General features: G+C 73.4%; 12 protein-coding genes and 3 riboswitches. Of the genes, 5 read left to right on the top strand and 7 right to left on the bottom strand.

Annotated elements, in window-relative coordinates:
* Window positions 1–3: 3 nt before the first annotated feature.
* Entirely contained in the window at window positions 4–1968 is a 1965-nt protein-coding gene (locus AC3YNX_RS13630; protein WP_489995790.1) for a VWA domain-containing protein, read from the bottom strand.
* Window positions 1969–1991: 23 nt separating this feature from the next.
* Window positions 1992–2159: riboswitch (cobalamin riboswitch) on the bottom strand.
* Between the two features lie 16 nt (window positions 2160–2175).
* On the opposite strand from AC3YNX_RS13630, the gene cbiE reads away from it, so the two are divergent.
* From cbiE to AC3YNX_RS13610, 4 genes are all read left to right on the top strand, one after another.
* Window positions 2176–3432: a precorrin-6y C5,15-methyltransferase (decarboxylating) subunit CbiE gene (gene cbiE, locus AC3YNX_RS13625; protein ID WP_489995789.1), complete on the top strand. Its 1257-nt coding sequence runs from the start codon at window positions 2176–2178 to the stop codon at window positions 3430–3432.
* A complete protein-coding gene (gene cobM, locus AC3YNX_RS13620) occupies window positions 3429–4175 on the top strand; it encodes a precorrin-4 C(11)-methyltransferase (protein WP_489995788.1) in 747 nt (248 codons plus the stop codon). Before cbiE ends, cobM begins: the two co-directional genes overlap by 4 nt.
* Window positions 4176–4541: 366 nt before the next feature.
* Window positions 4542–5288, top strand: coding sequence for a DUF4352 domain-containing protein (locus AC3YNX_RS13615; protein ID WP_241249828.1), 747 nt, complete (start codon window positions 4542–4544; stop codon window positions 5286–5288).
* Between the two features lie 107 nt (window positions 5289–5395).
* The gene (locus AC3YNX_RS13610) at window positions 5396–6295 is read left to right on the top strand and encodes a DUF4352 domain-containing protein (RefSeq protein WP_489995787.1); all 900 of its coding nucleotides are present in this window, start codon (window positions 5396–5398) and stop codon (window positions 6293–6295) included.
* 160 nt (window positions 6296–6455) lie between these two features.
* Here the strand turns inward: AC3YNX_RS13610 and AC3YNX_RS13605 are convergent, their stop codons facing one another.
* The 3 genes from AC3YNX_RS13605 to AC3YNX_RS13595 are packed head-to-tail and all read right to left on the bottom strand — an operon-like array spanning window position 6456 to window position 9507.
* Entirely contained in the window at window positions 6456–7973 is a 1518-nt protein-coding gene (locus AC3YNX_RS13605) for a precorrin-2 C(20)-methyltransferase (protein ID WP_489995786.1), read from the bottom strand.
* Entirely contained in the window at window positions 7970–8635 is a 666-nt protein-coding gene (locus AC3YNX_RS13600; RefSeq protein ID WP_489995785.1) for a precorrin-8X methylmutase, read from the bottom strand. The genes AC3YNX_RS13605 and AC3YNX_RS13600 overlap by 4 nt, the downstream gene beginning before the upstream one ends.
* Complete coding sequence (locus AC3YNX_RS13595) at window positions 8632–9507, bottom strand: nitrite reductase (RefSeq protein WP_489995784.1); 876 nt, start codon at window positions 9505–9507, stop codon at window positions 8632–8634. The genes AC3YNX_RS13600 and AC3YNX_RS13595 overlap by 4 nt, the downstream gene beginning before the upstream one ends.
* Before the next feature lie 54 nt (window positions 9508–9561).
* A riboswitch (cobalamin riboswitch) is annotated at window positions 9562–9760 on the bottom strand.
* A 35-nt stretch (window positions 9761–9795) separates the two neighbouring features.
* Window positions 9796–9940, top strand: a riboswitch (cobalamin riboswitch).
* Between the two features lie 119 nt (window positions 9941–10059).
* Here AC3YNX_RS13595 and cobA point away from each other — a divergent pair.
* Window positions 10060–11046 (top strand): uroporphyrinogen-III C-methyltransferase, encoded by a 987-nt coding sequence (gene cobA / locus AC3YNX_RS13590; protein WP_489995783.1) that lies wholly within the window; start codon window positions 10060–10062, stop codon window positions 11044–11046.
* A gap of 3 nt (window positions 11047–11049) precedes the next feature.
* On the opposite strand, the gene AC3YNX_RS13585 is transcribed toward cobA, so the two are convergent.
* The 3 genes from AC3YNX_RS13585 to AC3YNX_RS13575 are packed head-to-tail and all read right to left on the bottom strand — an operon-like array spanning window position 11050 to window position 13873.
* Complete coding sequence (locus tag AC3YNX_RS13585) at window positions 11050–11817, bottom strand: ABC transporter ATP-binding protein (RefSeq protein ID WP_489995782.1); 768 nt, start codon at window positions 11815–11817, stop codon at window positions 11050–11052.
* Window positions 11814–12842 carry a FecCD family ABC transporter permease gene (locus AC3YNX_RS13580; RefSeq protein ID WP_127782855.1) on the bottom strand — a complete coding sequence of 343 codons (1029 nt, stop codon included), beginning with the start codon at window positions 12840–12842 and terminating at the stop codon, window positions 11814–11816. Before AC3YNX_RS13580 ends, AC3YNX_RS13585 begins: the two co-directional genes overlap by 4 nt.
* On the bottom strand, window positions 12839–13873 hold the full coding sequence (locus tag AC3YNX_RS13575; RefSeq protein ID WP_489995781.1) for an ABC transporter substrate-binding protein: 1035 nt from the start codon (window positions 13871–13873) through the stop codon (window positions 12839–12841). Before AC3YNX_RS13575 ends, AC3YNX_RS13580 begins: the two co-directional genes overlap by 4 nt.
* Window positions 13874–13911: the final 38 nt, after the last annotated feature.

Below are 13911 nucleotides of genomic sequence, written 5' to 3'. Positions count from 1 at the left end.
CGCTCAGGCAGCGGTGCGGGCGAGGCCGGTGAGCACGTCAGCGCTCACCTGGCCCACCGGGACGTGCTCGGCGCGCAGGTGCTGGGCCAGCACAGCGGCCAGGCCCAGGCGCAGCGCACCGCTCTCGCAGTCCACGACGACGCCCGCGACGCCACGGGCGGCCAGCCGGTCGGCGGCAGCACGGGAGCGGGCCACGGCGCCGGCCCCGGCGGTGGCCCGCCCGTCGGTGACCACCACCAGCAGCGGGCGCCGGGCCGGGTCGCGGCGCTGCTCGACGTCGAGCACCCGGGCCGCCTCGAGCAACCCTTCGGCCAGCGGGGTGCGCCCACCAGCGGGCATCGTCTGCAGCCGGGCGGCGGCCACGTCGGTGGAGCCGGTGGGCGGCAGCAGCAGCTGAGCACCGGTGCCGGAGAACGTGACCAGCCCGACCTTGTCGCGCCGCTGGTAGGCGTCCAGCAGCAGGGACAGGATGGCCGTCTTCACCTGCTCCATCCGCTTGCGTGCAGCCATCGAGCCGGAGGCGTCCACGCAGAACAGCACCAGGTTGGACTCCCGGCCCTCGCGCACCGCCACCCGCAGGTCCGCCGGAGCCAGTCGCAGCCGGCCGTCGGTGCGGCCGCGGGCACCCTGGTGGGGGACCGCGGCGAGCACGGTGCCCAACAGGTCCAGCGGGCCGTCGCTGCCGGCGCGGCGGGCGACCCGGCGACCGGAGCTGGTCAGGGCCCGACTGCGGCGACCCGCGGTACCGGTGCCGGTACCGGCCACGGCGAACAGGCGGGAGCGGTACGGCGTGCCCGCCGAGGCGGTGCTGGGAGCGGCGCCGGCGGGTGCCTCGGTGTCAGCGTCGTGGCTGTCCTGCGGGGCTTGGGCGGGGCCGTCATCCGCAGCCTCGTGACCGTCACCGGGGCCGTCTGGTGTCGGTGGCTCGGGATCGGGGTCGCTCTCCGCCAGCAGCTGGTCCAGCCGGTCGGTGTCCAGGCCGGGGGAGTCGAAGGGGGTGCGCCGCCGCCGGTGTGGCAGCGCGAGGCGGGCTGCGGCGCGGATGTCCTCCCGGGAGACGGCGCTGCGCCCGCACCAGGCGGCGTGGGCCACGGCGGTGCGGGCGGTGACGATGTCGCCGCGCAGCCCGTCCACGTCGAAGGCGGCGCAGACCTCCGCGATGGCCAGCAGTGCGGAGTCGGTCAGCGTCACCGCACGGACCCGCTCTCGGGCGGTGTGGATCCGCTCCCGCAGGGCGTCCTCGGCCGGCTGGTAGGACGCGGTGAACCCGGCGGGGTCGGCGTCGAAGGCCAGCCGGCGGCGCACCACGGCCACCCGGGCCTCGGCCTCGCGGGGTGCGGCCACGTCCACCGCCAGGCCGAAGCGGTCGAGCAGCTGTGGGCGGAGCTCGCCCTCCTCAGGGTTCATGGTGCCCACCAGCACGAACCGGGCGTCGTGGGCCAGCGACACCCCGTCGCGCTCCACCGTGGCCCGTCCGGTGGCGGCAGCGTCCAGCAGCAGGTCCACGAGGTGGTCGTGCAGCAGGTTCACCTCGTCGACGTAGAGGATCCCGCGGTGCGCGCGCGCCAGCAGGCCGGGCTCGTACTCCGCGCGACCCTGCGCCAGCGCCCGCTCCAGGTGCAGCGAGCCGACGAGGCGGTCCTCAGTGGCCCCGACGGGCAGCTCCACCAGCCGTACCGGCCGGCTCTGCACGGTGCCGCCGGGGCTGTCCGGGGACACCGCGGCGGAATCGTGCGGATCGGCGGAGAACCGGTCACCAGCCCAGACGTCGATGGGCGGAAGCACCCCCGCCAGGGCCCGGACCGCAGTGGACTTGGCGGTGCCCTTCTCCCCGCGCACCAGCACCCCGCCGATCTCCGGGGAGACCGCGCTGAGCACCAGCGCGAGGGCCAGGTCGGGGAGGTTCTGCAGGTCCTCGGACCCGACCAGGGCGGAAAATGGGTACACGAAAGGCTGGTGCTGTGGCATGGGAGGCTCCCGCTCGTCCGCCATCGGATAGGAGCCACAAGGCCGGTCTTCGGACTTCCTGGATCTCGGTTCGCACCTCGTCCAGGTCACCGCAGCGGGCCTGTGCCGGACTCTCACCGGCTTCCCAGATTCTCCCGTCAACCCGACCTGTGGGGGTCAGACCTCGGGGCACCTCGTGGCTGTGGGGTGAGGGTAGCGTCTGCCGCCATGCCTGCCCCCACCCCCCGTTGCGCGGGTCACCCGCCGACGCCTCCGCTGCTGGTGGTGGGCGTCGGCGCGGATGGCTGGGAGAGCCTGCCGGAGGCGGCTCGCGCCTGCGTCCGCGAGGCCGAGGTGCTGCTCGGCGGAGCCCGCCACCTGGGGTTGGTGCCCTCCGACGTCACCGCGCTGCGCGAGCCGTGGCCCGCCCCGCTGCGCGCGGGTCTGCCCGCCTTGCTGGCCCGGCACGCCGGCCGTCGGGTGGTGGCGCTGGCCTCCGGTGACCCGCTGGTCTCCGGCGTCGCCACCACGCTGGTGGAGCTGCTCGGGGCCGAGCGGGTGCAGGTGCTGCCGGCGGTGTCCTCGGTGTCGCTGGCCCGGGCCCGGATGGGCTGGTCGGCGGAGTCGACCACTGTGGTCACCGTGGTGGGGCGCGACCTGCACGCGGTGCTGCGCGAGCTCGCCCCCGGCCACCGGGTGCTGGTGCTCTCCGCTGACGAGCGCACCCCGGCGGCGCTGGCGGCGCTGCTCACCACCCACGGCTACGGCGCGTCGGTGATGACCGTCCTCGGCGACCTGGGCGCACCCACCGAGAGCCGCGCCGAGGCCACCGCCGAGCAGTGGTCCGGGCCGGCCCCGCGGCTGCACGTCATCGCACTGCAGCTGGCCGGCCCGGTCGTCTCTAGCTGGGCAACCGGCTTGCCGGACAGCGCTTTTGAGCACGACGGGCAGCTGACCAAGCGTGACCTGCGGGCCAGTGCGCTGTCCCGCCTGGCACCGTACCCCGGGGCGCTGCTGTGGGACGTCGGGGCCGGTGCCGGCTCGGTGGGCATCGAGTGGATGCGGGCGCACCCCACGTGCCGGACCATCGCCGTGGAGTCCCACCCCGACCGGGCCGCACGGGTGCGGCGCAACGCCGCGAGCCTCGGCGTGCCGGGGCTGGTGGTGGTCGAGGGTCGGGCGCCGGACGCGCTGGAAGGTCTGTCCACACCGGACGCGATCTTCGTCGGCGGCGGTGCCACCCGCGCGGGCGTGCTCGAGCGGTGCCAGTCCGCGCTGCGCCCGGGCGGGCGGCTGGTGGTGCACGGAGTGACCCTGCAGACCGAGATGGTGCTCGCCCAGGCCCACGCCACCCACGGCGGGGAGCTGACCCGGCTGGCCATCGAGCACGCCGCCCCGGTGGGCACCTTCACCGGGTGGACCCCTGCCCGCACCGTCACCCAGTGGGCGTGGACCCGCCCCGCCGCAGAGGAGTACCCGTCGTGACCGTGCACTTCGTCGGAGCCGGCCCCGGGGCCGCCGACCTGCTCACCCTGCGCGCGGCGCGGATGCTCGCCGACGCCGACGTGGTGCTCTACCCGGGCACGTACCTCGACGCCGAGGTGCTCAGCCACTGCCGCGAGGACGCCGAGCTGGTGGACACCCAGCACCTCGACCTCGACGCCATCACCGCGCACCTGGTGGCCGGGCACGAGCGCGGCCACGACGTGGTGCGGCTGACCTCGGGCGATCCGTCGGTGTACTCCGCGCTGGCCGAGCAGACCCGCCGGCTGGACGCGGGAGGGGTGTCGTGGGACGTGACGCCGGGGGTGGCGGCGTACGCGGCTGCGGCGGCCCGGGTGGGGCGGGAGCTGACCGTGCCGCTGGTGGCGCAGTCGGTGGTGCTCACCCGCGCCCGGGCCCGCTCCACCCCGATGCCCGACACCGAGTCGCTGGCCGCGTTTGCCGCCACCCGGGCCACCCTGGTGCTGCACCTGGCCATCACCCGCACCCGCGAGGTGATGGCCGAGCTGGCGGGGGAGTACGGCGCCGACTGCCCGGTGGTGGTGGTCTACCGCGCCAGCCAGCCCGAGGAGCTGGTGCTGCGCGGCACCGTGGGCGACATCGCCGATCAGGTGGAGGCCGCCGGGCTGCGCCTGGCCGCGATCATCCTGGTGGGCCGGGCGCTGGAGCCGGCCTCCGGTGGCGAGTCCTACTTGTACGACCGGAATCGGCCGCGGCGCAAGTAAACCCGACTTGCTCACCTCCACGCTGCAGTCCCGCGCATGGCGCGATGGCCGAGGTTGGCGGCGTTCCGCGAACCAACGAAGCGGCCCGAGCTGCAGGCCGCCCAGTGGCCGCTTGAGCTATGACGTCCCGGCGCATGCTCCTTCCGCAAGCCGATGGCCCCGCAACTAGTGCAAACCACTCTGTCCGGACTGAGTGTGTACTTAGAGATACCGATAATCACGCTGTGTCACCGATTTGAGGCAATTTATGCAATCTCAGTGATAGTTGTTGCTGCTCTGTAACGTTCGGGGCTTCGTCTACGAGTGGTAGGCGCAGATGAAGTTGCGCCTTCCTTGGCGTTTACCACCCACATCCAAAGGAATTTGATGCCCGATCAGCGCCACGAGCCAGCCGATGCAGGACACCCTTCACAGGAGCAGGCCCCCCAGTTCGCCAGTGGTAACCAGGGGCCACCGTCGGGATATCAGGGTGCGCCTGGACCCGGATACCAGCCGGGCTACGGGCAGCAGCCGCCCCTGAACAAGAAGGACGCCAAGGCTCAGGCCGCAGCCGCGCGGGCTTACGCCAAGTCTCAGCGAAGCTGGTTCATGCGGCACAAGTTCCTCACCGCACTGGCTGCGCTCATTGTCCTCATCATCGTCATCGTTATGGCCACCAGCGCGGGCGGCGGCTCCGACAGTGATTCCGCTGGCGGGTCGGGGAGTTCTGAGCAGGCTTCTCAGGCCACCATCGGTACCCCGGTTCGGGACGGCAAGTTCGAGTTCGTGGTCAACGCCGTACAGCCCGGAACGCCCACCGTCGGGAGCGAACCATTGCAGACCACCGCCCAGGGCCAGTTCGTGGTCGTCAAGCTCTCAGTCCGCAACATCGGAGATCGCCAGCAGATTTTCAACCAGAGTGCGCAGAAGTTGATTGACCAGCAGGGTAGGGAGCTCTCGACCAGCACGGTGGCAGGTGCCTACCTTGACTCCAACAACTTCCTCGCGGAGATCAACCCGGGCAACAGTGTCGACGGCACCATTGTCTTTGACATCCCGAAGGATGCCGTCCCCACCACCTTGGAGCTGCACGACTCCGTCTTCTCCGGTGGAGTGAAGGTTCAGCTCAGCTGAGCACAGGAACGGTAGGTCGAGCAGCCGAGCGGGACTCGGCTGCTCGACCTACTCTTCGGCGCTTCCACATCTAGCCTCCCCTTTCTGCTCAGTTCAAAGGACCGTTGATGAACGACGACCAACCCGTCGGAAGCGACCCGTTCGCGCCCATCGGCGGGGACACCGGCAACGTCCACCCCGCTGCCTACTCGGCGCCTGCGGAGCAGAACCTGGTCCCGGTGAACCGCTGGCTGCTCTCCGGCCTGGTCGGCGTGGCGGCCATCGCGACTCTGGCCGTGGTGGCACTGGTGGTGGCCCTGGTCGGGCGTGACTCGACCACGCAACCGGTGGCCTACGACCCACCGCCGCAGGCGCCGCTGCCCACCGCCACCACGACGTCCGTGGCCCCGACACCGACGGAAACGACGGTGCTGGCACCCCCCAGCGTTGAAGAGGTTCCTGCGTTGACTGCTGCGCCGACAGCCACCCGGATCAGCGTGCCCACCCGAGTCCCGGCACCAGCGGCGACGGTCTCCGCGTCCCCGCAGCCTGCTGCTTCTGCTGCTCCTGCCGCGCCTCGACCGAGCCCAGCCTCGACCACCAAGCCCCCTGTCTCGGTCCCGCCAGCTCCAGCGAGCGTGGGCTCAACGGTGCCCTTCACGCTGACGGGCTCGCAGCCAACGTCCGGCACCGTCACCCTCAACAGCATCCGCCGCATTACTACGTCGGAAACGGCCTACGGCGGCAAGCCTACGAGCGGCAGCTACCTGATCGCCAACTTCACCGTGGCCATCAGCTCCGGAACCACCTACATCAGCCCGAGCTACTCCCGAGCCCAAACCCCTGACGGCAGCACCTACTCCGCCCAGCACAGTGTGGTCAATCAGGAGATGGACCGATCAGACCTCAGTGCAGGACGCATGCTGCGCGGCGACGTTGCCTTCGACGTGCCCCAAGGGTCCAGTCTGCTGCTGGACTTTGGAGGAGTCGGCAGCTCCCCGCTGGCGACCTTCCGCGTGACTGGTTAACCCGCCGTCCGTTCATGGCGACAGCACCCACCATGCGCCAGCACCCCGCGACTTCGGCTGCACCCTGGCCCCCTGCTTCGGTGCTACCGAACGCGTCCACTTCTCACCCAGCCAGCACTCAGGGCACCTCAGGGTCATCAACACGGCACTGTGCCACCTTTCAGTCCACGTAGCGCGGCGTCCAGACGGCTCCGCTCGCCGTCACCCGCGTGCGGGAGGCGCCCACGATGAGCAGGCACTTCATGTCGATGCTCGCCGGGTCCAGCTGCCCCAGCGTGGTCACCACCAGCGACTCCTCGGCACGCCCGACGTCGCGGCCGACCACCACCACGGTGTCCGGGCTGCGGTGCTGCAGCAGCAGCTCCTGCATGTCGGCCACCTGGTGGGTGCGGGAGCGCGACGCGGGGTTGTAGACGGCGAGCACCAGGTCAGCCTCGGCGATCGCCCGCAGCCGCTGCTGCACCACCGGCCACGGCTTGAGCCGGTCGGACAGGCTCACCACCGCGAAGTCGGCCCCCACCGGCGCCCCGGCCCGGGCGGCCACCGCCTGCACGGCGCTCACCCCTGGCACCACCCGGACGGGCACCGCGGCGTACGCAGGATCGTCGGCGGCCTCGTAGACCGCCGCGGCCATGCCGAACACCCCGGCGTCCCCGCCGGAGACCACCGCCACCCGCTGACCGGCACGCGCAAGGTCCAGGGCGAACCGGGCACGGTCCACCTCCACGGTGTTGCCCGAGGCGTGCCGCTGCAGCCCGGCCCGCTGCGGCACCCGGTGGACGTAGGGCGCGTAGCCGACCACGTGGTCCACCTCGGCCAGCACCGCCGCCGCCTCGGGGGTGAGCCAGCGCTCCGGTCCGGGCCCGAGTCCGACCACCACGACCTCGGCGGCCACCGCAGTGTCCGGTGTGGACGGTGTTGCGGTTGCGCGCCGTCCGTGCGGGTCGGCCTGCAGCGTGTCGCCGGGCACCACGATCATGGAGAAGTACGGGACGCTCGCGGGGTCGACGTCGGCCACCGGCAGCCAGCGCTGGGTGGGCATGGACGCCCGCTCCACGTACAGCGCGTGCTCCAGCCGCCCCGCCTGCTCCAGCGCCCGGCGCACCGCCGGGAACGTGCGGCCCAGCTTCATGATCACCGCCGCGTCGGTGTCGGCCAGCCGTCGCGCCAGCTCCGCCTCGGGCAGGGTGCCGGGCAGCACAGTGAGCACGTCGGTCTGGCGCACCAGGGGAGCGGCCACCAGCGCGGTGGCCGCGGCGAAGGCGGGCACCCCGGCCACCACCTCGGTGGGAAAGCGCCCGGCCAGGCGGTCGTGCATGTACATGAAGGAGCCGTAGAAGAACGGGTCGCCCTCGGCCAGCAGCACCACGTCGCGGCCGGCCTCCAGGTGGGTGGCCAGCCGTGCGGCGGACTCGGCGTAGAACTCCGCCATCGCCCCGGCGTATCCGCCCGGGTGGGCGGTGGCGCCGGTGGTCACCGGGTAGCGCAGCTCCTCCTCCACCACCCCGGGCGGGATGAGGTCGGCGGCGATGCGCCGGGCGTTGGACTGCTTGCCCACCCCGGCGTGGAAGGCCACCACGTCGGCGTCGCGAATGAGCCGGGCCGCCTTGAGGGTGATCAGCTCGGGGTCCCCGGGCCCGACGCCGACGCCGGCGAACCGGCCGAGGCGCGCGCTCACTCCGCCTCCTGGGCCAGGGCGTTGACGGCGGCCGAGGCCATCGCCGACCCGCCGCGGCGCCCGCGGACGGTCACGTAGGGGACGTCGATGCCGTGGTCGTCGGCGAAGCGGGCCAGTGCGTCCTTGGACTCCGCGGCACCGATGAACCCCACCGGGCAGCCGATGATCGCGGCCGGGCGCGGTCCGCCGTCGACGAGCAGCTCCAGCAGGTGGAACAGCGCGGTGGGGGCGTTGCCGATGGCGACCACGGCGCCCTCCAGCAGCGGTTCCCACAGCGACACCGCCGCGGCCGTGCGGGTGGTGCTCCACCGTTGGGCGAGGTCGGGCACCCGGGGGTCTTGCAGCAGGCAGTGCACCGGGTTGCCGGCCGGCAGCCGACCGGCGGTGATGCCCATGGCGACCATCCGGGCGTCGCACAGGATCGGCGCTCCGGCGGCCAGGGCGGCGCGGGCGGTCACGACGGCGGCGGGATGGATCACCAGGTCGTCGGTCAGGTCCACCTGCCCGCAGGCGTGGATCATCCGCACCGCCAGCTTCTCCGCCGCGGCAGGCACCTGGGTCAGGTCGGCCTCGCGGCGGATGGTGGTGAAGGAGTCGACGTAGATCGCCGGGCCGTCGTGGACGTAGGAGTAGCGCCCGGTGGGGCGGGGGAGCTCGCTCATCGGGTCACCCCCGCGACGAGCACGCCGCGCCACGGCGTGACCACCAGGTCTCCGTCACCGGCCAGCTGCACCAGCTCGGCCACCAGCGTCGGGGAGAGAGCGCCGTCGGGGGCGGGCACGTGCACGCCCCCGGGCACGGGGCCGTAGCCCAGCGGTCCCGCGGTGACGTCCACCTGGGGGTGCGGCAGCGTGGTGGCGGTCAACGGCTGTGGCAGCTCGTCCACGTGCCACGAGGCGTCGGCGCCGTGCCCGCGCACCCGGAGGAACTCGTGCGCCAGCACCACCAGGTGCTGCGGGGCGTCGGCGATGGCGACGATCGCACCCCACCGGTTGCTGCCCACCCGAAGCTGGGCGGTGCTGGCATCCAGGGCCACGAGGCCCAGGTCGGTGGGCCGGGCGGCGAGGTCACCGCGGCCGTCGTCCAGCACGAACAGGAACCGCCCGGGCAGCTCGGCCAGGTCGGGGTCCAGGCAGATCAGCTGGTCCAGCCGGGCGGCCACGGCCCGCAGGTCGGCGCGCCCACCGGCCAGGCCGGTCTGCGGCGAGACCATCAGGTTGCGCACCCGGTCGTGCGCGCGGGAGGGCAGCAGCCCGGTGCGCTCCACCGCGGCCACCACCGCCGCCGGCAGGCGCCCGTCGGCCAGCGGCAGGCCGCGCAGCTGCAGGTTCGCCCGCCCGGTCAGGTGCAGGTCACCGTCGCCGTGGGTCTGCGCCACGGCCGAGGCGGCCTGCAGCTGGGCGGGGGAGAGGCGGCCGCCCACCAGGCGCAGCCGCACCAGGGCTCCGTCGGCGGCCGGCCACGGGCGGGTGACGCCCGGGCAGCGGTCGGCCCGGGTGCGCGAGAGCTGGGTACGGGAAGGCACAGGGGTCACACGAGTCCTCAGAGGTCTGGGGCCCTTGCGCGAAGCCCGCCGATGACCTCGCGGTGGTCACCGCAAGGGCCAGCAGGTCTTCGGACTCGGGATCACTCGGTGCGGAACACCTTCCCGGACCTTGTGGTCCAGTGGTCGTCCCGAAGGACACGTTCCGCCCGTCACCCTCACCGCTGCGCGTCAGTCCCGGATTCTCACCGGGTTCCCTGACTCCAACTGCTCATGGAGCTTGACTGGCCCCGGGAGGCTACCAACACCCCTGCCGGGCGCCCGGCCACCGGGGGCTTATGGTTTCCGCAGGCTCGAGGTGCCCCACGGCGAAGCTGCCACGGGGAGAATCGGGAAGCCGGTGAGAATCCGGCACAGGGCCCGCTGCGGTGACCCAGGCTCGTACCTGGGAAGTCCGAAGACCGGCCTCGCGCCTCGCCCGGCCGTACTTCCGCGGTCGTGGATCCGTCATGGCAGATCGAGCGGGAGCCCTACATGCCAGCGCAGCGCCCTGTCGTTGTCCCACGCCCAAATCCATTGCTGCACAACGTATTTTCCCTCGACGTGGCCGGCCGCGCCGTGCTGGTCGCCGGGGGTGACGAGCACGCCGCCCGCGACGTGGCGGCGCTGCTGTCCGCCGGTGCTGACGTGACCGTGCGCGCCGCCGAGGTGTGCGCCGCGGTGCAGGACCTCGCCGACCGCGGGCTGATCAGCTGGCAGCCGGCGGCACCGGAGAACCCGCCCGACTACGACGTGGTGCTGCGGCCCCGACCCCGGACGCAGCGCCGCGAGACGCGCGAGGCAGGCCGGGGCAGCGTGGTGCTGGTAGGCGGCGGGCCCGGCGACGAGTCGCTGCTGACCGTGGCCGGCCGCGACGCCGTGGCCCAGGCCGACGTGGTGGTGATGGACCGGTTGGCCCCGTGGGGTGCACTGGCCTGGGCCCGCCCGGACGCGGAGATCATCGACGTCGCCAAGATCCCCTTCGGCCGCTCCACCTCCCAGGAGGCGATCAACACGCTGCTCGTGGAGCACGCCACCGCCGGGCGACGAGTGGTGCGGCTCAAGGGCGGCGACTCGTTCGTGTTCGGCCGCGGCATGGAGGAGGTCCAGGCCTGCGCGGCCGCCGGAGTGCCCACCCGGGTGATCCCCGGCGTCACCGCCAGCATCTCCGCACCGGCGCTGGCCGGCATCCCCGTCACCCACCGCGGCCTGTCCCAGGGCTTCACGGTGATCTCCGGGCACGTGCCGCCGGGGCACCCGCAATCCACCCTGGACTACGGCGCCCTGGCCCGCAGCGGCACCACGCTGGTGGTGCTGATGGGGGTGCACACGCTGCCCGCCATCGTCGCCGCCCTGCTGGCCGCCGGCATGGACCCGGCCACCCCGGCCGCCGTGGTCGCCGACGGTTCCCGGCCGAGCCAGCAGGTGGTGGTGAGCACTCTCGCCGAGCTGCCCGGGGCGGTGGCCCGAGCGGGGGTGCAGGCCCCGGCTGTGGCGGTGATCGGCGACGTGGTGTCCACCCGTGCGGTGTCACCCGCCCCACCGGGCTGAGCCTCACCCCCCGAGGTAGCGGACGTAGGTGCCCAGCTCGTCGCTGAGCACCCGCGCTGCCACCCCGTACACGGCGGCGATGAGGTCGGCGGTGAGCACGGTGGCGGGCGGCCCGGCGGCCACCGCGCGGCCCTGGTCCAGCACCAGCACCTGGTCGCAGTAGGCCGCGGCGAGGTTCAGGTCGTGCAGCGCCACCACCGTGGTCACCGCGGTGGTGCGCACCAGCGCGAGCAGGTCCAGCTGGTGGCGCACGTCGAGGTGGTTGGTGGGCTCGTCCAGCAGCAGCACCTCCGGCTGCTGGGCCAGGGCGCGGGCGATCTGCACCCGTTGGCGCTCCCCGCCGGAGAGGGTGGCGTAGCGCTGGTCGAGCCGGTCGGCCACCCCGGTGAGCTCGGCGGCCCGTGCCACCACGGCGGCGTCCTCTCGGGACGGCGCCGCCCAAGTCGGGCGGTGCGGCACCCGGCCCAGGCTGACCACCTCGCGCACCAGCAGGTCCTGGTCGCTGCTCACCTCCTGCTCCACCACCGCCACCTGCCGCGCCAGCCGGCGGCGGGGCAGCCGTGCGGCGTCGGTGCCGGCCACCTGCACCGCACCCCGGGTGGGGCGGCGCAGCCCGGCCAGCATGCGCAGCAGGGTGGACTTGCCCGAGCCGTTGGGGCCGAGCAGCCCCACCGTGGCGCCCACGGCCGGGGCCAGGCTCACCCCGTCGACGATGAGCCGGCCGCGGGTCTCCCAGCTGACCTCGCGAGCCACCAGGGGCGCGCCGCTCATCGCCGAGACCGGTTGCGCAGCATGATCACCACGAAGGCGGGGACACCGACCAGCGCGGTGGCCACCCCCACCGGCAGCTCCTGCGGGTCGAGCACCGTGCGCGCGGCGGTGTCCACCCACACCAGGAAGATCGCCCCCATCAGCGCCGCCGCCGGCAGCAGGGCCCGGTGTCCGACGCCCACCACCGCCCGGGCCAGGTGCGGCAGCACCAGCCCCACGAAGCCGATGGCGCCGGAGGTGCTGACGATCACTGCCGTCATCAGGGCGGTGACCACCAGCAGCACCGTCCGGGTGCGGGCCACGTGCACGCCCAGCGACGCCGCGGCGTCGGTGCCGAAGGTGAACGCGTCCAGCGAGGTCGCCGCGGCCAGGCACACCGCCAGGCCGACGAGCACCACGGCGGCGCAGAGCACCACGTCGGCCCAGCTGGCGCTGGCCAGCGAGCCCAGCAGCCAGAACAGCACACCGCGGGTCTGCTCGGCGTCGGCGGCGGTGAACACGATGAACGAGGTGAGCGCGGAGAACAGCTGCGTGGCGGCGATGCCGGCCAGCACCACCCGGTCGGTGGTGCCGCCGGCGGCCGCGGCGAGCACCAGCACCAGCCCGAACGCCAGCAGCGCACCCAGGAAGGCGCCGGTGGTCAGCCCCACCGCGCCCGCGCCGGCGCCGAGCACCACCACCGACACCGCGCCGGTGGAGGCGCCGGAGGACACCCCCAGCACGAACGGGTCGGCCAGCGGGTTGCGCAGCAACGACTGCAGGATCACCCCGCACACCGCCAGGCCGGCCCCGCACACCGCGGCCAGCACGGTGCGCGGCAGGCGCAGGTCCCAGACGATGCCCTGCTGGATGCGGCTGAGGTCAGAGGTGGCCAGGCCGGCGTGGTCGGCCACCACGCCGAGGACGTCGGCGGGGCTGAGGTCGGACGGCCCGATGGTGATGGCGACGGCGATGGAGACCACCAGCACCACCGGGCCCGCGACCCACACCCCGTGCGCCCAGCGAGTGGCCGCACGGGTGCTCACTGGTGCGGCGAGAGCTCGCGCAGACCCCGGACGACGTTCTCCACGCCGTCGACGGTGCGCAGGGACGGGTTGAGCTCGGCCCCGGTCACCTGGATGTAGCGGCGGTGGCGCACCGCGGTCATCTCCCGGGTCACCGGGTGCGACTCCAGGAAGGCGATCTTGGCGGCGGCGGTCTCGGCGGTCTGGCTCTTGCGGGTGAGGTCGCCGAGCACCAGCACGTCGGGGTCGCGGTCGGCCGCGGTCTCCCAGTTGATCTGCGGCCACTCGGCGGTGGTGTCGGCAAAGACGTTGGTCAGGCCCAGGGTGCGGCTGATGATGCCCGGGCCGCCGCAGCACCCGGCCAGGTAGGGCGACTCCTGGTTGGCGAACCAGAACAGTGCGGAGGTGCCCGCGGTGTCCAGGCTGGCCGCTGCGGTGCTCATTCGGTCGCGCAGCTGGGTGACCAGCGCGGCGCCGCGGTCGCGGACGTCGAAGACCGCGGCGAGGTCGGTGATCTCCTGGTAGACGGTCTCCATCTGCAGCGGGGAGCTGCGCACGCCGTCGTCGTCGCCCTGGTTGTTCTTGAGGCACTCGGCGGGGGACAGGTAGGAGGGGACGCCGAGCTTGTCCAGGGCCTCCGGCGTGGTGACGCCGCCCTCGCCCAGGGTGCTGGCGAAGGAGGCGGAGACGAAGTCGGGCTCGACCTGCAGCAGCCGCTCGCGGGACGGGGCCTGGTCGGCCAGGCGCGGGACCGTGGCGTTGTCGGCGGCGAGGTTCTCCCGCACGGGGTCGGTCCAGGTGGCGGTGCCCACCATCCGGTCGGCCAGGCCGAGCGAGAGCAGGATCTCGGTGGAGCCCTGGTTGAGCGAGACGGCCCGCTGGGGCGCCTCGGCGATGACGACCGACCGGCCGCAGTTCTCGATGGTGACGGGGTAGGCCGAGCCCGCGGAGGCGGTGGCGGTGGTCTCGGCGGAGCTGGAGCACCCGGCGAGCGCGGTCGCCGCGGTGAGCGCGGCGACGAGGGCGACCAGGGGCGACAGACGTGTGGACATGGGCATCCTTCAGCAGGTCTGGGCTCGTGCGCGAAGCC

Source organism: Rhodococcus sp. Z13_19A (genome assembly GCF_058133575.1).
This window is presented reverse-complemented; position numbering and strand designations above follow the sequence as displayed.